This is a genomic window from Acidovorax sp. LjRoot194 (assembly GCF_964253015.1).
Taxonomy (GTDB): domain Bacteria; phylum Pseudomonadota; class Gammaproteobacteria; order Burkholderiales; family Burkholderiaceae_C; genus Acidovorax.
In genome coordinates this window covers 955,263-974,372 of sequence record NZ_CAXUQB020000001.1, presented here as the reverse complement: position 1 = coordinate 974,372, position 19,110 = coordinate 955,263, and the positions used below count along the sequence as shown (strand labels likewise).

The window sequence follows — 19,110 nt, the reverse complement described above, 5'->3', positions numbered from 1 at the left end:
CGCGTATCCCGCACACCAGCCCTGGCGCCGGCAGGTCACTCTGCCGTGATGCCGACCTTGCGCACCACTTCGCCGAACTTCACCAGGCGCTCGGACATCATCTTCTCGAACTGGGCGGGCGTCATCTCTTCCGGCGCGATCACGCCGCGGTCCTTGAGGTTGGCCACCATGGCGGGCGACGCGGCCACCTGCCGCACGGCCTTGTACAGCGTCTGCACGACGGCGTCGGGCGTGCCGCCGGGCGCGGCCAGGCCGGTCCAAGACGTGAGGTTGAGCTCGGGGTAGCCCACCTCGGCCAGCGTGGGCACGTCGGGCAGCTGCGGCAGGCGCTGGTCGGACGCGACGGCGAGGGCGCGCACCTTGCCCGCCTGGACGTGGGGCAGCATGATGACCAGGTTGTCCAGGATGAACTGCACCTCGTTGGCCAGCACGGCCGTGATCAGCGGCGTGCCGCCGCGGTACGGGATGTGCGTGGTGAAGGCGCCGGTCGCGGCCTTGAACATCTCGACGTTGAGCTGGCCCATGCTGCCCACGCCGCCGCTGCCGTAGTTGAGCTTGCCGGGGTTCTTCTTGGCGTAGGCCACGAACTCGGCGAACGTCTTGAACGGCAGGCTGCTGTGCACCACCAGTGCGTTGGGCTGGCGGCCCAGGATGGCGATGTTCTCGAAGTCCTTGACCGGGTCGTAGCCCACCTTGGGCTGGGTCAGCGGGTTGGCCAGGTGGCTGCTTTGCGACGACACGACCAGCGTGTAGCCGTCGGGCTTGGCGCGCGCCACGTACAGGGCGCCCACCGAGCCGCCCGCGCCAGCGCGGTTCTCCACCACGATGGGCACGCCCAGCACCTTGGACAGGGGCTCTGAGTACTGGCGCGCCATGATGTCCACCGACCCGCCGGGCGGAAACGGCACCACGAGCGTGATCGGGCGCGAAGGGTATTTCTCGTCGGCCTGCACCGCCAGCGGGGCAAGGCCGGCCATGGCCGCCAGGCCCAGCGCCAGGCTGGCGGAAAGAACGCGACGGCGGGGAGTTTGCGAGGCAAAGGGCATGGGTTTACTTTCAGGAAACTGGAATGGAGATGGAGCGTCGGCGCAGCGGCATCGGCGGACCTGTGCTGACCGGTACGGATAAGCGGATGGGCGCGGAATGGTTCAGGGGTGGTCCAGCACCGCCAGCGCCACGGCCTGCGCGCGCGGCACGAAGGTGGACAGCTCGCAGTACTCGCGCTCGGTGTGCGGGTGGCCGCCCACGGGGCCGGTGCCGCACAGCGTGGGCGCGCCCACCGACGCGGTCAGGCCGCTGTCGGCCGCGCCGCCGGTGAACTCGCCCTGCACCTCGAAGCCCAACGACAGGGCGCCACGCTGGTACAGCGCCAGCAGCGCGTCGGGCGTGGGCTTCATGGGCAGCGTGCGGCGCGATTCGCTGATGCGGCCATGGGTACGCGGCACTGACTCTTCTTCCACGATGGCGCGCACCTTCTGCAGCAGTGCCTCCGGATCGGTGTCGGAGGTGAAGCGCAGGTCCACCTCGGCCGTGGCGTGCGGTGCCACCATGTTGGGCACGATGCCGCCGTGCACCACGCCCACGTTGACGGTGGTGCCCGTGGCGGGGTCGGTCAGCGCGTGCAGTGCCAATATCTTGCGGGCCAGCGCCTCGATGGCGCTCGCGCCAGCGGCGTGGTTGATGCCGGCGTGGGCGGCGACGCCCTCCACCTCGAACTCCACCACCATCGAGCCCTTGCGGCTCGTCACCAGGTTGCCGCTGACGCGGCCGGGCTCGGCATTGAGCACCGCCTTGACGCCGCGCGCCTGGGCCATGATGCGCTCGCGCGTGACGGGCGAGCCGATCTCCTCGTCGCACGAAAAGAACAGCTGCAGCGGCCCTTTGAGCCCGCCGCAGCGCGCAAACGCCTCGGCCACGAAGACGTTCATCACCAGGCCCGATTTCATGTCGGCCACGCCGGGGCCGTAGGCACGGCCATCCTCCACACGAAACGGGCGGCGCGCCACGGTGCCGACGGGGAACACGGTGTCCATATGGCCCATGAGCACGATGGGCGGGCCGTCGCTGGCCCCCGGCACGTTGGCATGCAGCAGCACGCCGTAGCCCGGCACGGGCTCGAACTGCACGGCCACGCCGGCGGCTTCCAGCCGCTCGCGCAGGGCGATGGCCACCGCCGTCACACCCGGCTCGTCGCGGCTGCCGCTGTCGATGTTGACGACTTTCTGCAACAGGTCTTGCATGGCTTGGGACTGGCCGGCCAGCCAGTCCAGAATGCGCTGGCGCACCGCCAGGCCTTGGTTTTCAAGGGTATCCTGCATCTCAATCCTCAGGGTGGGCCCCGGAATCGGGGCGCGAATCTGGGTTGAAGTGTTGCACGCGTCGTCCGTGTTTGCAATACGTTTTTCACAAAAGAGACATCAATGAAATCATCATTGCAAACATCCACAGGCTTGCTGACCGAGCGCCTGGCGCGCCAGAGCGCGGAGCTGACCGCCAGCGAACGCGCCCTGGCCGAGGCCCTGGGGCGCGACTACCCGCACGCGCTGCTCGAATCGGCCACGGCCCTGGCCGCGCGCAATGGCACCAGCGCGTCGACCGTGGTGCGGCTGTTCGCCAAGCTGGGCTATGCCAGCTACGCCGAGGCCCAGCGCGAGGCGCGCGGCGAAGTCACCGCCCTGCTGCAGACGGCCGGCCAGCGCGCCCCGGTGACCATCGGCACCGAGCGCAGCCTGCCGCAGTGCGTGGACGATGCGTTGCTGCACGACCAGCACAACATCACCGCCACCCGCGACAGCCTGGACATGGCGGCCTTCGAAGCGATGGCCCGGCGCATCGCCCAGACCGAGGGGCGGATCTTCGTGCTGGCGCAGATCAACAGCGCCCCCGTGGCCGCGTGGCTGGCGCTGCACCTGAACATGTGCCGCCCTGGCGTGCACGAACTGGGTGCCGGTGCGGTGGCCGCCACCGACCAGCTGCTGTGGGTGCAGCCCGAGGACACGCTGCTGGTCTTCAGCATCCGCCGCTATGCCAGCGGGCCGGTGAAGGTAGCCCAGCGCTTTCGCGACGCAGGCGCGCAGGTGCTGGCCATCACCGACAGCCCGGCCGCCCCGCTGGCGGCGCTGGCCCGGCACCTCGTGCAGGTGCGCACGTCCAACGCATCGCCCTTCGATTCGTACACCGCCGCGTTCTTCGTCTGCAATGCCCTGGTCTCGGCCGTCGCGCAGCTTCGGCATGCGCAGGTGTCCGAGGCGCTCAAGCGCAGGGACACGCTGTGGAAGGATGTGGAGGACCAGCAGCTCATCGTGGCCGAGCAGCCGGTGCGCAGGACGTCACGCAAGTAGCGGGAAAGCGCAAGCGCGCGCCCGCTGCCGTTGGCGGACAGGTGCGGCGCTCAAAACAAAGGCGCCCGCAGGCGCCTTTGTGGAATCCACCGCATCGCACCCGAAGGGCTGCGATGCAATGCGTGCGCACCGATCAGTGCGCCAGGATCTTGTTGAGGAAGTCCTTCGTGCGGGGCTGGCGGGCGTCCGGGTTGTTGAAGAAGTCGTCCTTGGAGCAGTCCTCCAGGATCTTGCCGCCCACGTCCATGAAGATCACGCGGTTGCTCACCTTGCGGGCAAAGCCCATTTCGTGGGTCACGCACATCATGGTCATGCCTTCGTTGGCCAGGCCCACCATCACGTCCAGCACTTCGCCGACCATTTCGGGGTCGAGCGCCGACGTGGGTTCGTCGAACAGCATCACGATGGGGTCCATCGACAGCGCACGGGCAATGGCCACGCGCTGCTGCTGGCCGCCAGAGAGCTGCCCAGGGAACTTGTCCTTGTGCGCCATCAGGCCCACGCGTTCGAGCATCTTCAGGCCACGCTTTTTGGCGTCGTCCGCGCTGCGGCCCAGCACCTTGATCTGCGCGATCGTCAGGTTCTCCGTCACCGACAGGTGGGGGAACAGCTCGAAATGCTGGAACACCATGCCCACGCGGCTGCGCAGCTTGGGCAGGTCGGTCTTGGGGTCGTGCAGACGGATCCCGTCCACGGTGATCTCGCCCTTCTGGAAGGGCTCCAGCGCGTTGATGGTCTTGATCAGCGTGGACTTGCCCGAGCCCGAAGGGCCGCACACCACCACCACTTCACCCTTGTTGATGGTGGCCGAGCATTCGTTGAGCACCTGCACGGGGCCATACCACTTGGATACGTTCTTGAGTTCGATCATTTCTTTTTCCTCAATCCTTCTCTTGTCACTTGTTCAGGGCGCCGCGCATGAACCGATGCGGGCTTCATGCGAGGACGCCGTGGAACTGGCTTTGCCAGGCCACTGGCGTCGTCCCCCTGAGGGGAAGGCGCCGAAGGCGACTCAGGGGGCTACCGAATAATGGCGATCTTCTGGTGCAGGCGCTTCACTGCCCACGACAGCGCATAGCACATCACGAAGTACAGAACAGCCGCAGCCAAGTACGCCTCGATGGGGCGGCCGAAGTTCTTGCCCGCCACTTCAAAGCCCTTGAGCATGTCGTACGCACCGATGGCATAGACCAGCGACGTGTCCTGGAACAGGATGATGGTCTGCGTGAGCAGCACCGGCAGCATGTTGCGGAACGCCTGCGGCAGCACCACCAGCTTCATGTTCTGGCCGTATGTCATGCCCAGCGCCTGGCCTGCATGCACCTGGCCACGCGGAATGGACTGGATGCCCGCCCGCATGATCTCGCTGAAGTAAGCAGCCTCGAAGGCGATGAAGGTGATGATGGCGGAAACCTCGGCGCCGATGGGCCGTCCGATGATGGCAGGCACCAAGAGGAAGAACCAGAGGATCACCATCACCAGCGGAATGGAGCGCATGCCGTTGACGTAGATGGTGGCGGGCACGTCCAGCCACTTCTTGCCCGACAGGCGCATCAGCGCGAGCAGGGTGCCGAAGAACACGCCGCCCAGGGTGGCGACGGCCGTGAGCAACAGGCTGAAATACAGCCCCTTCAGCACGAAGTTGGAGATCAGGTCCCAGTTGTAGAAGGAGAAATCGAGATTCATATCAATGTCCCCCGCCGCCGCTGGCCACGACCATGCCGGGGATTCGCACGCGTTTTTCGATGAACGCCATGATCCGGTTGATCGCGAATGCCGAGATGACGTAGAGCGCCGTCACAGCCAGGTACACCTCGATGCCGCGCGAAGTCTCTTCCTGCGCCTGCATGGCGAACATCGTGAGTTCGGCCACCGACACGGCGAACGCCACCGACGAGTTCTTGAAGATGTTCATCGTCTCGCTGGTCAGCGGCGGGATGATGATGCGAAACGCCATGGGCAGCAGCACATAGCGGTAGGTCTGGAAGGTGGTGAAGCCCACTGCCATGCCCGCATAGCGCTGGCCGCGCGGCAGTGTCTGGATGCCCGAACGCACTTGTTCGGCGATACGCGCCGAGGTGAAGAAGCCCAGGGCCAGCACCACGAGTGCGAAGCCGGGAACGCCTCGGAGCACCGGGAACAGGCTCGGCAGGACGTGGTACCAGAGGAAGATCTGGACCAGCAGCGGAATATTGCGAAACAGCTCGACCCAGGCGTTGCCCAGCCGAACGATCATCGGCCGGTCCTGCAAGGTCCGCAGCGTGCCGATGAAAGAACCCAACACAAGCGCCAGCACCAGGGCCAGCAACGAAACAGACACCGTCCAGCCCCAGGCCGACAGCATCCAGTCCAGGTACGTGATGTCGCCGCCTTTGCCAAAGCAGCTTTGCACGACTTCCCTGTCCATGGTGTCCTGGCAGAACACCTGCCAATCCCAACTCATAGGAGCACCCCTTTAATTCTTGGAAAGGCGTTGGGCTGACCCGCAGGCGCAGCCCAACAAAAAAGCCCCCTCGAACCGGTTGGCCGAAGGGGCACAAGCTCAGCGAAGATTACTTCTTGGCGTAGTCTTCCATGGGCTTGTCGTTAGGCGATGCCCAGGCAGCCTTGGTAGCGTCCGACATCGGCAGGCCGATCTTGGTGTTGGTCGGTGGCACGGGTTGCATGAACCACTTGTCGTACAGCTTGGCCAGCGAGCCGTCGGCGATCTGGCGCTTGATGGAGTCGTCCACAGCCTTCTTGAAGGCGGCGTCGTCCTTGCGCAGCATGCAGGCGATGGGTTCCACCGACAGCACTTCGCCAACGATCTTGTAGTCGGCAGGGTTCTTGGACTTGGAGATGTTGGCAGCCAGGATCGAGCCGTCCATCACGAAGGCGTCGGCACGGCCGGTTTCCAGCATCAGGAAGCTGTCGGCGTGGTCCTTGCCGAAGACTTCCTTGAAGTCGATGCCGCCAGCGCGCTCATGCTTGCGCAGGGTCTGCACCGAAGTGGTGCCCGTGGTCGTAGCCACGGTCTTGCCAGCCAGGTCCTTGATCGAGGCGATGCCGGAGTTGGCCTTCACCACGGTGCGCACTTCTTCCACATAGGTGGTCACGGCGAACGCCACGTCCTTCTGGCGGGCCGCGTTGTTGGTGGTGGAGCCGCACTCCAGGTCCACGGTGCCATTGGTCACCAGGGGGATGCGGTTTTGCGAGGTCACGGGCTGGTACTTGATGTCCAGCTTGGGCAGGCCCAGTTGCTTTTGAACGTCGTGCAGGACGATTTCACCCATTTCAGTGTGAAAGCCGACGTACTTGCCGTTGCCCAGGGTGTAGGAAAGACCCGAAGACTCCCGCACGCCGAGCGTCACGCTGCCCGAGCCCTTGATCTTGGCCAGGGTATCTGTGGCCTGCGCAAACGCGCTACCTGCAGCGAGGGCGGTCACAGCAACCGCGAGCAAATGCTTCTTCATGAGAATCTCCTTGTATGTGAAGCGAAAGGACAGAGGGGAATTTTAGGGCTCCGCACAGGCCGGGGTGGCCGGCAGGCAGAGCATTCCGGAAAGGGTACTCAACCAGGATTGTTAGTCAGAACGGAACCTGGTCAGTAGGGTATTTCCAGAAGTCCCGCAGCAAATAGCTGACGGGAAGGTTCAGCACCGTGCCGGTCGGGGGGATCGGCTTGTTGAACCACTTGTCATAAACGGGGTAGATGTCGCGGCTGGTGATCATGCGGCGCATTTCCTCATCCACCAGTTTTTTGAACTCGGGGTCGTTCTTGGGCAGCATGATGGCCAGGGGCTCGGTGGTCATGAACCGGCCCACCACCTTGAGCGCCTTGGGGTCCGGGCGGCCGGCAGCCAGGCCGTACAGCAGCACGTCGTCCATCACGAAGGCATCGGCCTCGCCCTTTTCGACCATGTCCACCGCCTTGGCGTGGTCGGGGGCCTCCACGATGGTGATGCCCATCAGGCGCTCCCGGTTGGCCTGGTCGGCCGCCTTGAGCGGCGTGGTGCCCTTGGTGGACACCAGCTTCTTGCCATTGAGGTCTTCGACCCGGTCGATGGGGCTTGCGGCCTTGACCAGCAAGCGCGCGCCGGTGATGAAGTGGGGAATGGTGAACGCCACTTTCTGGCGCCGCTCGGCGTTGTTGGTGGTGGAGCCGCACTCCATGTCCGCCTTGCCCTGCTCGATGATGGAAATGCGGTTGGCGGACGTGACGGCCACGAACTCGACTTCCATGTCCTTCTTGCCCGTCTTCTTGCGCACCACGTCGGCCAGGCGCAGACACAGGTCCACCGCATAGCCCACGGGCTTGCCCGACTGGGAGTCCACGTACGAGAACGGTACGGACGAATCGCGGTGGGCAATCACCAGCTTGCCGCCGGCGCTGATCCGTTCCAGGACGGTGGCGGCCTGCGCGGGCATGGCCAGGGCGCAGCACAGACCTGCAAGGCCTGCGGCGAATCCCCATTGCTGTACTTTCATGCGATGCCCTGTTGAGTGAATGAACTGGATCTGCAATCTTCGTGCCATCTAGCGCTTGACACGGTCTGCAGTGTCCAACCCAGCGATGGCGCGAACTGTACGTGTCGTTACCATGAAATTCCAATGCCGTTTGCGGGCGCAACTATGCAAAGTGTTTATATCCGTAGTTACCCTTAGCATGACCCTGCCTGTGCCTGCAGGTAGGTCCACAGCGCCTGGGCGGTGCTCTTGGGCGCCTCTTTGCCGCCCGGTTTCTCGCGGTAGGCCCGCACGTCCATGGTCATCTGCAGTCCGTCGGTGTCCGGCGGGGCCGCACTCACGAGGCGCCGGGCGCGCAGTTCCTTCTTCACCGCACTGTGCGGCAGGAAGGCCACGCCGTGGCCTTCGAGCGCCATGGCCTTGAGCCCCTCGGCCATGTCGGTCTCATAAACCCTGTCCAGGTGGATGGGGGTGCCGGACTCCTTGAGGATGAGCTCCGTCACCCGCCCCAGGTAGGCACCGGGCGCGTAGCCCAGGTACGGCAGGGGCTGGCCCGAGCGGCCCGGCAGGCGGTGCAGCGGCTGGCCGTCGGCATCGGCCTTGCTGTAGGGGGAGATCACCTCCTGGCCCAAGCTGACCATCTCGTAGCGGTCGGCATCGAGCTGAAACGGCTGCGACGGGTGGTGGTAGGCGATCAGCAGGTCGCAGCCACCCTCCACCAGGCGCATGACGGCGTCGTGCACGTTCAGCGCGATGAGCCGGCTCTTGAACGGGCCGAACTTGTCGGCCAGGCTCGACACCCAGGCGGGGAAGAACGTGAACGCCAGCGTGTGCGGCACCGCGAACTCGATCATGTCCTTGCCGGCACTGGTGTGCGCCCGCAGCATGGCCCGCGTGTTCTGCAGGGCCTGCAGCATCTCCAGCGCCTGGTCGTACAGGGTCTTGCCGGCGGGGGTGAGGCGAGTGGGGTAGGAGCTGCGGTCCACCAGATCGGTGCCTGCCCAGGCCTCCAGCGCCTGGATGCGCCGCGAAAAAGCGGGTTGTGTTACATGCCGGAGCTGGGCGGAGCGGCTGAAGCTGCGCGTTTCCGCAAGACTGACGAAATCTTCGAGCCACTTGGTTTCCATCGTCCCATTATCGGCGCGGGGCCCGGCCAGCGCAGTGCGGGGATATGAGGGTTTACACAGTGGATACCGCCTGCACCATTGGTGTGCACACTTAGCAACACATCGCATAATAGCCAGCGGCGCCAACCGCGCTTTTTTGCCCTCGGGGCATGCCCCCAGCCCCTGGTGCACAACACTGCCGGGCAGAGCAATCGACCAGCATGTGTTTGTTTGTCTCCTCCATCCCTGCTCCCCCGCTCCAATGTCCTCCTCTTTTCCTCCGGGGGCCAAGGCCTCCGACGCGGCACCGGCTGCCGCGAGCCCTGAGTCCGAGCCGCGCTCCCTGCGGCTGGAAGACTGGCTCACCGTCATCGTGATGGCGTCGCTTGCGCTCATCACCTTTGCCAACGTGCTGGTGCGCTACTTCACCAATTCGTCCTTTGCGTGGACGGAAGAAATCTCGGTCTTTCTGATGATCGTGCTGGCCCTGGTGGCCGGCTCGGCTGCCGTGGCACGTGACCAGCACATCCGCATCGAGTACTTCGCAGAAGGCGGCTCGGCAATGCGCAGCAAGCGCCTGGCCCAGCTGGGCGCCATCTGCGTGGCCGTGCTGTTCGGGCTGATCGCGGTGTTGAGCGTGCGCGTGGTGTGGGACGACTACCGCTTTGGCGAGACCTCGCCCGGCATCGGCGTGCCGCAGTGGTGGTATTCCATCTGGCTGCCGGTGCTCTCCACGCTGATCGCGGCCCGCGCAGTGGGCCTGCTGGTGCGCCGCAACCGTGAAGCGCGCCGTTCCGAAGCCGCCGCCGCACAGGACGCCCAGCCATGATCGCCACGCTCCTGTTCGTGGCCTTTCTGGGCCTGATGTTCGTGGGCGTACCGATTGGCGCCGCCCTGGGCCTGGCCGGTGCCGCCGCCATCGCCCTGGCCAATGCCGACAGCCAGTGGTTCGGCCTGCTGGCCGTGCCGCAGAACTTCTACGCGGGCCTGGGCAAGTACCCGCTGCTGGCCATCCCGATGTTCGTGCTGGTCGGCTCCATCTTCGACCGCTCGGGCGTGGCCCTGCGCCTCGTGAACTTCGCCGTGGCCATCGTCGGGCGCGGCCCGGGCATGCTGCCGCTGGTGGCCATTGCGGTGGCCATGTTCCTCGGGGGCATCTCGGGCTCGGGCCCGGCCAACGCCGCCGCCGTGGGGGGCGTGATGATCGCCGCCATGTCGCGCGCGGGCTACCCGCCCTCGTTTTCGGCCAGCGTGGTGGGGGCTGCAGCCGCCACCGACATCCTGATCCCGCCTTCGGTCGCGTTCATCATCTACTCGGTGCTGGTGCCGGGCGCCTCGGTGCCGGCGCTGTTCGCAGCCGGCATGATCCCCGGCATCCTGGCCGGTATCGCACTCATCGTGCCGGCCGTGTGGATGGCCCGCAAGCACAAGATGGGCGCGCTGGAGGCCACGATGCCCCGCCCCCCGTTCTGGAAGAGCCTGCGCGAGGCCACCTGGGGCCTGGCCGCACCGGTGCTGATCCTGGGCGGCATGCGCGCCGGCTGGTTCACGCCCACCGAGGCCGCCGTGGTGGCCGTGTTCTACGGCCTGTTCGTGGGCATGGTGATCCACCGCACGATCAAGGTGCGCGACCTGTTCCCCATCCTGCGCGAGTCGGGCGAGCTGTCGGCGGTGATCCTCATCGTGGTGTCGCTGGCGGGCATCTTTGCGTATTCGCTGTCCACGCTGGGCGTGATCGACCCGGTGGCCAACGCCATCGTGAACTCGGGCCTGGGCGAGTACGGCGTGCTGGCGCTGCTCATCGTGCTGCTGATCACCGTGGGCATGTTCCTCGACGGCATCTCGATCTTCTTGATCTTCGTGCCGCTGCTCTTGCCCATCATGCAGTTCTACAAGTGGGACCCGGTCTGGTTCGGCGTGATCCTGACCCTGAAGGTGGCCCTGGGCCAGTTCACCCCGCCGCTGGCGGTGAACCTCATGGTCTCGTGCCGCATCGCGGGCGTGCGCATGGAGTCGACCGTGCGCTGGGTGGGCTGGATGCTGCTCGCCATGTTCCTCGTGATGGTGCTGGTGATCGCCTTCCCGCAGCTGGCGCTGTGGCTGCCCGCCAAGCTGGGCTACTGACTGACCGCCGTACCGACGCATTGCATTGACTGACTGACGCATTGACCCATCGATTTCTACAAGGAGACTGACACCATGAAACTGCGCACCTTCCTGACCTCGGCCGTGGCCGCCGCAGCGGCCCTGGCCTTCACGGCCCCTGCCGCCATCGCACAGACCGCCTACAAGAGCGAGTACCGCATGTCGCTGGTGCTGGGCACCGCCTTCCCCTGGGGCAAGGGCGGCGAACTGTGGGCCAACAAGGTCCGCGAGCGCACCAGCGGCCGCATCAACATCAAGCTGTACCCCGGCGTCTCGCTGATCCAGGGCGACCAGACGCGCGAATTCTCCGCACTGCGCCAGGGCGTGATCGACATGGCCGTGGGCTCCACCATCAACTGGTCGCCCCAGGTCAAGCAACTGAACCTGTTCTCGCTGCCCTTCCTGTTCCCCGACTACGCCGCGGTGGACGCGGTGACGCAGGGCGACGTGGGCAAGCAGATCTTCGCGACGCTGGACAAGGCCGGCGTGGTGCCGCTCGCCTGGGGCGAGAACGGCTACCGCGAAATCTCCAACTCCAAGAAGGCCATCAAGACGCCCGAGGACCTCAAGGGCCTGAAGATCCGCGTGGTGGGCTCGCCCCTGTTCCTGGACACCTTCACCGCGCTGGGCGCCAACCCCACGCAAATGAGCTGGGCCGACGCACAGCCCGCCTTCGCCAGCGGCGCCGTGGACGGCCAGGAGAACCCCATCGCCGTCTACATGGCAGCCAAGCTGCACACCGTGGCGCAAAAGCACGTGACGATGTGGGGCTACGTGAACGACCCGCTGATCTTCGTGGTCAACAAGGACATCTGGGCCTCCTGGACCCCTGCCGACCGCGAAATCGTCAAGCAGGCCGCCATCGACGCCGGCAAGGAAGAGATCGCCATCGCACGCAAGGGCATGGTCGAGGCCGACAAGCCCCTGCTCAAGGACATCGCCGCCAACGGAGTGACCGTGACGCAACTCTCCCCCGCCGAGCGCGCCGCGTTCGTGAAGGTCACCCGCCCCGTGTACGACAAGTGGAAGGGCCAGATCGGCGCCGACCTGGTGACGGCTGCCGAGAAGGCGATTGCGGCGCGCAAGTAAGCTGACGCTATCAAAAAAGGAGCTGCTGGCGCTTGTCTATCAAGCGGTAGCAGCTCTTTTTTCGTGTGTCACAGGTTGGGGGCTTTGGGTGGAGGGTGTTTCACCGCGTTCTTCGCCAGCTTGCGCTCCACCGCAGCGTGCAGGTCCACGCCCGCATGGTCGGCGATCTGCAGCAGGTACAGCAGCACATCGGCCACCTCATCGGCGATGGGCTCCGTAAGCGCCGGGTCGTCGCGCGCGGCCAGGGACTGCTCGGGCGTCATCCACTGGAAGATCTCGGCCAGCTCGGCCGCCTCCACCATCAGCGCCATCGACAGGTTCTTGGGTGTGTGGAACGGCTGCCAGTTGCGCTCGGCAGCGAACTCTCGCAACCGGGTTTGCAGGGCTTTCAGGTCCATGGTGCTTCTCTCTTCCAGCTCATTGGCTGACTTTTCATCGCCATCAAGGCTGGCTGCGTCGGCTGCAGGCAGCTCGCCCTCATGCAGCACGATCCGCAGCCGCCACCGATGCCGCGATGTCCGCCATGGACCGAAACAGCACCAGCGGGTCGTCGCGTGAAGCGATGAAGCCCCGCCGCGTCCAGAATGCGGCGGCACCCTCATCCACAGCGTGAACAACCAGAGCACGGCCACCGATGAGCAGGGCCGCTGCCACGCTGCGCTGCAAGGCGTGCTTGACCAAGCCTGTACCCACGCCCTGCCCGGCCCAGCGGCTGTCGGTGGCCAGTTGCCCCAATAGCAGGCAGGGCACCGGATCGGGCGGCTGGCCGGTGCGGACGGAGCGCGGCAGTTGCACGGGCAGCACCGCCGTGGGCGACAGGCCGTAAAAACCCACCACGCGGCCCTGCACATGCACGACGACCACGGCCGTGAAGCCCTTTTGCTGGTTGGACAGCGCGCGGGTGTGCAGCCACCGGTCGAGCGCGGGGTGGCCGCACGAGAACGACGACACCTCGTGCTGGGCCGTCAGGGCCTGCGGCCCTTCGATCTTCACGGGGTGCGTTCCCAGGGCGCGGTGCGCTGCAGCGTTTGAACCATCTCCGGCACGGGCGTACCGGGCTCGGCGAGCACGGACAGGAAGGCCTCGAAGCCCTCGGGACTCATGCGGATGGGCAGGGCTTCGAGCAACGCTTCTTCCGCAGCCCGCACGGCGGCATCGCGCATGAACTCGGTGCGCGACCGACCGCGCAGCGCGGCGGCGCGGTCGATGATGGCCAGGTCGCCGGTGGCCAGGCGCAACGACAGGGGATGAACGGTGAGGGCAGTCATGCGCACATTGTAGTCATGTAGCGCAAATAGCACTACAGAGCAACACCACGTCTACAACCCTGTTACCGCCACGGCAATTCACTAGCCGCAGGCACTTGTTGCCCAGGTGCGTAGTGAATCACGGCCAGATATCCATCTGGCCGTGATTCAGATCGGCGACACCGGCGCCTCGCCCGCCAGGTGCCGGCGCGCGTTCTCCAGGAACCGGTCCACCGACGCCTGCACCGCCTCGGGCGACCAGCCGGCGACGTGGGGGGTGAGCACCACGGTGTCCAGGCCGGTCAGTTCGGCCGGCGGCGCAGGCTCGCTCTCGTACACATCCAGGCCCGCGCCTGCGATGGTGCCGTCGCGCAGGGCCTGGGCCAGCGCGGCGGTGTCGATGACGCTGCCGCGCGCGATGTTGACCACATGGCCGCGCGGGCCCAGAGCCTGCAACACCTGCGCATCGACCAGATGCTGCGTGCCCGCGCCGCCGGGCGTGGCCACGATCAGAAAATCCGCCCACCCTGCGAGCGCCGTCACGTCGGCGAAGTAACGGTAGGCCACATCGCTGCGCGCACTGCGGTTGTGGTAGCCCACCTCCATCTCGAAGCCCAGCGCGCGCTGCGCGATCTTCTTGCCGATGGTGCCCAGGCCGATGATGCCCAGCCGCTTGTGCGACACGTTGGGCGGCAGCGGCAGCGCCGTGCGCCACACGCCCTGGCGCGTGAGGGCGTCCAGCCTGGGGATGCCACGCACGGTGGCGATCAGCAGCCCGAACGCATGGTCGGCCACGCAGTCGTCATTGGTGCCCGCGCCGTTGGCCACCACGATGCCACGCGCCTTGGCATGCGCCACCGCGATGTTCTCGTAGCCCGCGCCCAGCGCGCAGATCAGCGACACCTGCGGCAGCGCATCGATCTGCGTCGCCGAAAGGCCCGTGGCGCCGATGGTCAGCACCACCGTGATGCGCGCGCCATGCTCGGCCATGGCCGCCGCAGCCTGCGCCGCGTCGGGCGCATAGATCACCTCGAACGACTGCGCCATCTGGGCGCGGTGTTCTTCGGACAGGAACATGAGGGCAAGCAGGACAGGTTTCATGGGAGCGGATGGAACAGGATGAACGAGGAACCGAAAACGACGGAGCAAAACAAGGGACGCCAGAGAAGCAGGCAACGGTCAGTCACCCCACCAACGCATGCCACGAGCGCGGCCCCACCAGCGCCACCGTGGAACCGGCTCTGCCGGGCCACCGGTGGCGTCCCCCTCAGGGGGATAGCGCGAAGCGCTTCAGGGGGAGCTCTCATTCTGCAGTGCCCACATGCTCGAATACCGCCCGCGCTGCGACAGCAGCTGCGCATGCGTGCCGCGCTCGATGATGCGGCCCGACTCCATGACCAGGATCTCGTGCGCGTCCACCACGGTGGACAGGCGGTGCGCGATCACCAGCGTGGTCTTGTTCTGCGCCACGCTCTGCAGCTCGGCCTGGATGGCGCGCTCGTTGGCCGAGTCCAGCGCCGAGGTGGCCTCGTCGAAGATGAGGATGGGCGGGTTCTTGAGCAGCGTGCGCGCGATGGCCACGCGCTGCTTTTCGCCACCCGACAGCTTGAGCCCGCGCTCGCCCACCATGGTGCCGTAGCCCTTGGGCGCGCTGGCGATGAAGTCGTGGATCCGCGCCGAGCGGGCCGCGGCCTCCACCTCGTCCTGTGTGGAGCCCGGGCGGCCGTAGGCGATGTTGTAGGCCACGGTGTCGTTGAAGAGCACGGTGTCCTGCGGCACGATGCCGATGGCCTGGCGCACACTGGCCTGTGTCACGCCGCGGATCTCCTGTCCGGCGATGGTGATGCGGCCCTGCTGGATGTCATAGAAGCGGAACAGCAGCCGCGCCAGCGTGCTCTTGCCCGAGCCCGACGGCCCCACCACCGCCACCGTCTTGCCGGCCGGGATCTCGAAACTCACGCCGTGCAGGATGGTGCGGCCGCCCTGGGGGTCGTAGGCGAAGTGCACGTCCTCGAAGCGCACCGTGGGCTGGTCCAGCCCTGCCAGGGGCTGCGCGCCGGGGGCATCGGCCACCTCGCGCTCGCGGTCGAGCAAGGTGAACATCTTGTCCAGGTCGGTCAGGTTCTGCTTGATCTCGCGGTAGATCACGCCCAGGAAGTTGAGCGGGATGTACAGCTGGATCATGTAGGCGTTGACCATGACCAGGTCGCCCAGCGTCATGGTGCCCGCCGCCACGCCCTGCGTGGCACGCCACAGCATGGCCACCAGGCCCACCGCGATGATGAGCTGCTGGCCGGTGTTGAGCAGCGACAGCGTGAACTGCGCCTTGATGCGCGATCGGCGGTAGCGGTCCAGGCTCTCGTCGTAGCGCCGCGCCTCGAAGCCCTCGTTGTTGAAGTACTTGACCGTCTCGTAGTTCAGCAGCGAATCCACCGCCTTGGTGTGTGCGGCCGAATCGAGCTCGTTGGCCTCGCGCCGGTACTTGGTGCGCCATTCGGTCACCGTCACGGTGAACAGGATGTACAGGCCCAGCGCGCACAGCGTGATCCAGGCGAACCAGGCGTCGAACTTCACGGCCAGGATGGTCAGCACCAGCACCACCTCGATCAGCGTGGGCACGATGCTGTAGAGCGAGTACGAGATCAGCGACTCGATGCCCTTCACGCCGCGCTCGATGTCGCGCGTCATGCCACCGGTCTGCCGCTCCAGGTGAAAACGCAGGCTCAGCGCATGCAGGTGCTCGAACGTGGCCAGCGCAATGCTGCGCGTGGCGCCCTGCGTGGCGCGCGAGAACACCAGTTCGCGCAGCTCGGTGAACAGCGAGGTGGACAGGCGCAGCAGCCCGTAGGCCACCAGCAGGCCCACCGGCACCACCAGCACCGCCGTGGGGTCGCCGGGCTTGATGCTCATCGCATCGACCAGGTTCTTGAGCAACAGCGGCACGCTCACGTTGGCCACCTTGGCCCCCACCATGAACAGCAGGGCCGCGAGCACGCGCCACTTGTACTGCCACAGGTAGGGGAACAGGCGGGAGAGCGTGGACCAGTCGGACTGCGTGGAGGCCGCTGCGGCGGCGCCCGGGGGCGTGGGGAGGGGGGAGGTGGATTCGCCGGTGCGGCGCATGGGGGACAATTCCGGTTGTTTTTTTATCTACCCGGGATTTTGCCCATGTCTGCCATCTTCAGCCCACCACCCGCCGCATTGCCCACAGACAAGGAGCTGGTGCTCAAGGTCATCCCCATGCCCGCGGACTGCAACGCCAACGGCGACATCTTCGGCGGCTGGGTGATGGCGCAGGTGGATCTGGCAGGCTCCGTGCTGCCCGCGCGCTACGTTCAAGGCCGCATGGCCACCGTGGCGGTCAACGAATTCATCTTCAAGCAGCCCGTGCGGGTGGGCGACATCCTGTCGTTCTGCTCGGCCATCACGCGCGTGGGCAACACCTCGATCACGGTCGAGGTGGAGGTGTACGCCGAGCGTTTTGCCGAACAAGGCCGGTACGTGAAGGTGACCGAGGCCCGCCTGACCTATGTGGCCATCGACGAGCAAGGTCGCCCACGGGCCGTGTCCAAGCTCACGCAGCCTGCGCCCGCTGCCGCAGCAGACGAGTAAACGCTGGGGCCTGCACAAGGCCCCAAGCATTGGCCCGCGATTGGCCCGCGATTGGCCCGCGCTCAAGGCGCGATTGCCACAGCAGTCGCTGCAGGCACAAACCTGGGCACGCAATACATAGCCCCCAGGGCACGGGGCGCAGACGTGAACAGGCACCCGTTGCGACGAACGCCAGCCAGGCGGCTGGGCCATCGCGGGTGCCCGGGTGGGTGGATGCCTTGCGGAGTGGACCGCCGCCAAGGCGGCGCGGCGATCAGGCCGCCATGGCGGTGGGTTCGGCCCGCAGTGGGGCAGATGCCGTGCGCTGCACACCAGACGACGATGCGCCATTGGCAAAGCCCGCTTCGATCTCGCCTGCGAGCTGGCCGCCCTCCTCCACCACGAGCTTGCCGTAGCGGATCTTGCCGTTGACCTTGCCCGTGCTGTAGATCACGAGCTTCTGGCGCACGGTGAGCGTGCCGTTGAACTCGCCATGGATCTCGGCGATGTCGATTTCGGCCGAGCCGCGGAAGGCGCCGTTCTCCGAGATCTGGATCACGCGCGAATCCATGGTGGCTTCCACCGTGCCCTCGACCACGAGGGTGTCGCAATCGGTGATCTCCACACCCTTGAGCTTGATGTTGGGGCCCACCGTGAGCTTGCTGCCCGTGGTATCGGTGGGCGACTTGGCAGCAGAGCCCGACAGAGCCTGCGCATTGAGCCCGCTGGTCGCCGCCGTACCCGTCAGGCCGGCGGAGGTGGAAGGGGTCGGTGTGGAAGTGGTGGCGCTGTGGCGGGGTTGGAACGATTCGGGTTCACGCTTGCCAAAGAAGGGGTTTTGCACGGCCATCAGATCTCCTTGAAAAGAAGTCATCGTAGGGACCGTGTGTAGGGAAAGATGCCTTCGTTACGCAAGAACGGTAACCAAACGGTTCTCTCGTTGCATGCACTTGCAAGGCTTGCGGGATCACACATTCAGAGGTCAGCGCTGCGCCAAGCTAACTTGGGACATTGCAGGGCGCGAACCAGGCCGCCCGAACGCGCCCTGCCCCTGCTGGCGAGCCCGCAGCCCGCTACGACACGATGTACGCAGCCGCACCCGCCGACATGATCTCGCCGTCCGGCCCCAGGAACTCCATGCGGGTGCTGGCAACGCGCGAGCCCAGGCGCAGCACGTTGGCGCGCAGCTCGAAGTGGCTGCCGATGCCCGGGCGCAAATAGTCGATGCGCAGGTCGATGGTGCCCAGCTTGCCGAAGCGGTGCAGGCGCTGCTCCGGCGGCTCGTCCATGTGCTTGGCACCGATGGCGGCCATTACTGCCAGGCCGCCCATCGCGTCCAGGCCCGCACTGATCACGCCGCCGTGGATGCGGTTGTACGCGTAGTGCCCCACCAGCTCGGGCTTCATGTCGATGCGGCCGGTCACGCCGTCGGGCCTGAGGCTCGTGACCTTCAGGCCCAGCACCTGGTTGAACACGATCTTCTCTTCGAAGATGGCCTTGAGCCCGGTGATGAACTCCGGCTCGAACGCCCGCGGCTCGGCGGCAGAGGGCGTGGTGTGGTTGGTCTTGCTCATGCGGTTCCTGTTCGGCTCCTGTGCGGTGGCGCCAGCGCTTCGTGAAGAGGCCTGCACCGTGGATGCTACTATTTTTATAGCTTCCAGCGCTTGGTGATAAAGCGGTAGCGGCTATTTTTTCTTAAAGAACTCTCTGCGGTACGCCCGCCCCGGTCCTGCAGCGATCGAGCAGGACGGATCGCAACGTTACGCGCAGCTGAGCGAAGCCGCTTCATGTCACCCACGCGACACGGCGCTCCATGAGCGCGCGAGCGATCCCGAGGCCCGCACCGGTGCGCCACCAGGCCACCCAAGCCTCTCCAGGCCGCCTGCATGGCGCCTGCAGCGCGCCCCGACGCGACCAACACCGCTGACACGCTCGATACCGCGATCGGTGGCCCAACCCGGCAACCCGAGCCCGCCTAGGCCGCAACCCTTATTGCGCGGTGCACCGGGCTGCGTCAATATGCGCCGCGGCCCCCCGGACTCCATGCCCCTGGACGCGCCATCAGGGTTAGCCCCGAGTGCGGTGCGCCCGCAGCACGTGCACCATTATTTATGCAAAGCAATCGCTTTGTATAAATATCTGCCA

General features: G+C 66.1%; 20 protein-coding genes. 5 read left to right on the top strand and 15 right to left on the bottom strand.

The window, feature by feature from the left end:
• Window positions 1-35: 35 nt before the first annotated feature.
• Entirely contained in the window at window positions 36-1,046 is a 1,011-nt protein-coding gene (locus ACSQ3N_RS04530) for a Bug family tripartite tricarboxylate transporter substrate binding protein (protein WP_436145699.1), read from the bottom strand.
• Between the two features lie 102 nt (window positions 1,047-1,148).
• Complete coding sequence (locus ACSQ3N_RS04525; RefSeq protein ID WP_436145698.1) at window positions 1,149-2,318, bottom strand: M20 family metallopeptidase; 1,170 nt, start codon at window positions 2,316-2,318, stop codon at window positions 1,149-1,151.
• 102 nt (window positions 2,319-2,420) lie between these two features.
• On the opposite strand from ACSQ3N_RS04525, the gene ACSQ3N_RS04520 reads away from it, so the two are divergent.
• On the top strand, window positions 2,421-3,341 hold the full coding sequence (locus ACSQ3N_RS04520; protein WP_436126015.1) for a MurR/RpiR family transcriptional regulator: 921 nt from the start codon (window positions 2,421-2,423) through the stop codon (window positions 3,339-3,341).
• Between the two features lie 133 nt (window positions 3,342-3,474).
• Here ACSQ3N_RS04520 and ACSQ3N_RS04515 read toward each other — a convergent pair whose 3' ends face one another.
• The 6 genes from ACSQ3N_RS04515 to ACSQ3N_RS04490 form a co-directional block, all read right to left on the bottom strand.
• Window positions 3,475-4,212: an amino acid ABC transporter ATP-binding protein gene (locus tag ACSQ3N_RS04515; protein WP_056163897.1), complete on the bottom strand. Its 738-nt coding sequence runs from the start codon at window positions 4,210-4,212 to the stop codon at window positions 3,475-3,477.
• A 149-nt stretch (window positions 4,213-4,361) separates the two neighbouring features.
• Window positions 4,362-5,027: an amino acid ABC transporter permease gene (locus ACSQ3N_RS04510; protein ID WP_056163898.1), complete on the bottom strand. Its 666-nt coding sequence runs from the start codon at window positions 5,025-5,027 to the stop codon at window positions 4,362-4,364.
• 1 nt (window position 5,028) lies between these two features.
• Window positions 5,029-5,784, bottom strand: coding sequence for an amino acid ABC transporter permease (locus ACSQ3N_RS04505; RefSeq protein WP_436145697.1), 756 nt, complete (start codon window positions 5,782-5,784; stop codon window positions 5,029-5,031).
• Window positions 5,785-5,893: 109 nt separating this feature from the next.
• Window positions 5,894-6,793, bottom strand: coding sequence for an amino acid ABC transporter substrate-binding protein (locus ACSQ3N_RS04500; RefSeq protein WP_056163905.1), 900 nt, complete (start codon window positions 6,791-6,793; stop codon window positions 5,894-5,896).
• Between the two features lie 115 nt (window positions 6,794-6,908).
• On the bottom strand, window positions 6,909-7,808 hold the full coding sequence (locus ACSQ3N_RS04495; protein ID WP_056163909.1) for an amino acid ABC transporter substrate-binding protein: 900 nt from the start codon (window positions 7,806-7,808) through the stop codon (window positions 6,909-6,911).
• Between the two features lie 173 nt (window positions 7,809-7,981).
• Window positions 7,982-8,914, bottom strand: a complete 933-nt coding sequence (locus ACSQ3N_RS04490) for a LysR family transcriptional regulator (protein ID WP_056163913.1) — start codon at window positions 8,912-8,914, stop codon at window positions 7,982-7,984.
• 241 nt (window positions 8,915-9,155) lie between these two features.
• Here ACSQ3N_RS04490 and ACSQ3N_RS04485 point away from each other — a divergent pair, with 241 nt between their 5' ends.
• The 3 genes from ACSQ3N_RS04485 (at window position 9,156) to ACSQ3N_RS04475 (ending at window position 12,127) form a co-directional block, all read left to right on the top strand.
• Window positions 9,156-9,722, top strand: a complete 567-nt coding sequence (locus ACSQ3N_RS04485; RefSeq protein WP_436145696.1) for a TRAP transporter small permease — start codon at window positions 9,156-9,158, stop codon at window positions 9,720-9,722.
• A complete protein-coding gene (locus ACSQ3N_RS04480; RefSeq protein ID WP_396503389.1) occupies window positions 9,719-11,017 on the top strand; it encodes a TRAP transporter large permease in 1,299 nt (432 codons plus the stop codon). The genes ACSQ3N_RS04485 and ACSQ3N_RS04480 overlap by 4 nt, the downstream gene beginning before the upstream one ends.
• A gap of 75 nt (window positions 11,018-11,092) precedes the next feature.
• Window positions 11,093-12,127 carry a DctP family TRAP transporter solute-binding subunit gene (locus ACSQ3N_RS04475; RefSeq protein WP_056163922.1) on the top strand — a complete coding sequence of 345 codons (1,035 nt, stop codon included), beginning with the start codon at window positions 11,093-11,095 and terminating at the stop codon, window positions 12,125-12,127.
• 68 nt (window positions 12,128-12,195) lie between these two features.
• Here the strand turns inward: ACSQ3N_RS04475 and ACSQ3N_RS04470 are convergent, their stop codons facing one another.
• From ACSQ3N_RS04470 to ACSQ3N_RS04450, 5 genes are all read right to left on the bottom strand, one after another.
• Window positions 12,196-12,525, bottom strand: coding sequence for a nucleotide pyrophosphohydrolase (locus ACSQ3N_RS04470; protein ID WP_056164135.1), 330 nt, complete (start codon window positions 12,523-12,525; stop codon window positions 12,196-12,198).
• A 79-nt stretch (window positions 12,526-12,604) separates the two neighbouring features.
• Window positions 12,605-13,120 (bottom strand): GNAT family N-acetyltransferase, encoded by a 516-nt coding sequence (locus ACSQ3N_RS04465; protein WP_436145695.1) that lies wholly within the window; start codon window positions 13,118-13,120, stop codon window positions 12,605-12,607.
• Window positions 13,117-13,395 carry a DUF1778 domain-containing protein gene (locus tag ACSQ3N_RS04460; protein ID WP_056163928.1) on the bottom strand — a complete coding sequence of 93 codons (279 nt, stop codon included), beginning with the start codon at window positions 13,393-13,395 and terminating at the stop codon, window positions 13,117-13,119. Before ACSQ3N_RS04460 ends, ACSQ3N_RS04465 begins: the two co-directional genes overlap by 4 nt.
• Window positions 13,396-13,542: 147 nt before the next feature.
• Window positions 13,543-14,475, bottom strand: a complete 933-nt coding sequence (locus tag ACSQ3N_RS04455) for a 2-hydroxyacid dehydrogenase (RefSeq protein WP_436145694.1) — start codon at window positions 14,473-14,475, stop codon at window positions 13,543-13,545.
• Between the two features lie 189 nt (window positions 14,476-14,664).
• The gene (locus tag ACSQ3N_RS04450) at window positions 14,665-16,497 is read right to left on the bottom strand and encodes an ABCB family ABC transporter ATP-binding protein/permease (RefSeq protein ID WP_396503385.1); all 1,833 of its coding nucleotides are present in this window, start codon (window positions 16,495-16,497) and stop codon (window positions 14,665-14,667) included.
• A gap of 45 nt (window positions 16,498-16,542) precedes the next feature.
• On the opposite strand from ACSQ3N_RS04450, the gene ACSQ3N_RS04445 reads away from it, so the two are divergent.
• Window positions 16,543-16,986, top strand: coding sequence for an acyl-CoA thioesterase (locus ACSQ3N_RS04445; protein WP_056163935.1), 444 nt, complete (start codon window positions 16,543-16,545; stop codon window positions 16,984-16,986).
• 253 nt (window positions 16,987-17,239) lie between these two features.
• Here ACSQ3N_RS04445 and ACSQ3N_RS04440 read toward each other — a convergent pair whose 3' ends face one another.
• Both ACSQ3N_RS04440 and ACSQ3N_RS04435 read right to left on the bottom strand, forming a co-directional pair.
• On the bottom strand, window positions 17,240-17,815 hold the full coding sequence (locus ACSQ3N_RS04440) for a bactofilin family protein (protein WP_056163938.1): 576 nt from the start codon (window positions 17,813-17,815) through the stop codon (window positions 17,240-17,242).
• Window positions 17,816-18,038: 223 nt separating this feature from the next.
• Window positions 18,039-18,539 (bottom strand): thioesterase family protein, encoded by a 501-nt coding sequence (locus tag ACSQ3N_RS04435; protein WP_436145693.1) that lies wholly within the window; start codon window positions 18,537-18,539, stop codon window positions 18,039-18,041.
• Between the last annotated feature and the right edge of the window lie 571 nt (window positions 18,540-19,110).

Coding starts and splice junctions, on each gene's coding strand:
- ACSQ3N_RS04470 (WP_056164135.1), bottom strand. CDS start 12,525: ATGGACCTGAAAGCCCTGCAAACCCGGTTGCGAGAGTTCGCTGCCGAG.
- ACSQ3N_RS04525 (WP_436145698.1), bottom strand. CDS start 2,318: ATGCAGGATACCCTTGAAAACCAAGGCCTGGCGGTGCGCCAGCGCATT.
- ACSQ3N_RS04480 (WP_396503389.1), top strand. CDS start 9,719: ATGATCGCCACGCTCCTGTTCGTGGCCTTTCTGGGCCTGATGTTCGTG.
- ACSQ3N_RS04500 (WP_056163905.1), bottom strand. CDS start 6,793: ATGAAGAAGCATTTGCTCGCGGTTGCTGTGACCGCCCTCGCTGCAGGT.
- ACSQ3N_RS04485 (WP_436145696.1), top strand. CDS start 9,156: ATGTCCTCCTCTTTTCCTCCGGGGGCCAAGGCCTCCGACGCGGCACCG.
- ACSQ3N_RS04435 (WP_436145693.1), bottom strand. CDS start 18,539: ATGAGCAAGACCAACCACACCACGCCCTCTGCCGCCGAGCCGCGGGCG.
- ACSQ3N_RS04520 (WP_436126015.1), top strand. CDS start 2,421: ATGAAATCATCATTGCAAACATCCACAGGCTTGCTGACCGAGCGCCTG.
- ACSQ3N_RS04460 (WP_056163928.1), bottom strand. CDS start 13,395: ATGACTGCCCTCACCGTTCATCCCCTGTCGTTGCGCCTGGCCACCGGC.
- ACSQ3N_RS04510 (WP_056163898.1), bottom strand. CDS start 5,027: ATGAATCTCGATTTCTCCTTCTACAACTGGGACCTGATCTCCAACTTC.
- ACSQ3N_RS04440 (WP_056163938.1), bottom strand. CDS start 17,815: ATGGCCGTGCAAAACCCCTTCTTTGGCAAGCGTGAACCCGAATCGTTC.
- ACSQ3N_RS04495 (WP_056163909.1), bottom strand. CDS start 7,808: ATGAAAGTACAGCAATGGGGATTCGCCGCAGGCCTTGCAGGTCTGTGC.
- ACSQ3N_RS04445 (WP_056163935.1), top strand. CDS start 16,543: ATGTCTGCCATCTTCAGCCCACCACCCGCCGCATTGCCCACAGACAAG.
- ACSQ3N_RS04455 (WP_436145694.1), bottom strand. CDS start 14,475: ATGAAACCTGTCCTGCTTGCCCTCATGTTCCTGTCCGAAGAACACCGC.
- ACSQ3N_RS04515 (WP_056163897.1), bottom strand. CDS start 4,212: ATGATCGAACTCAAGAACGTATCCAAGTGGTATGGCCCCGTGCAGGTG.
- ACSQ3N_RS04475 (WP_056163922.1), top strand. CDS start 11,093: ATGAAACTGCGCACCTTCCTGACCTCGGCCGTGGCCGCCGCAGCGGCC.
- ACSQ3N_RS04505 (WP_436145697.1), bottom strand. CDS start 5,784: ATGAGTTGGGATTGGCAGGTGTTCTGCCAGGACACCATGGACAGGGAA.
- ACSQ3N_RS04450 (WP_396503385.1), bottom strand. CDS start 16,497: ATGCGCCGCACCGGCGAATCCACCTCCCCCCTCCCCACGCCCCCGGGC.
- ACSQ3N_RS04530 (WP_436145699.1), bottom strand. CDS start 1,046: ATGCCCTTTGCCTCGCAAACTCCCCGCCGTCGCGTTCTTTCCGCCAGC.
- ACSQ3N_RS04490 (WP_056163913.1), bottom strand. CDS start 8,914: ATGGAAACCAAGTGGCTCGAAGATTTCGTCAGTCTTGCGGAAACGCGC.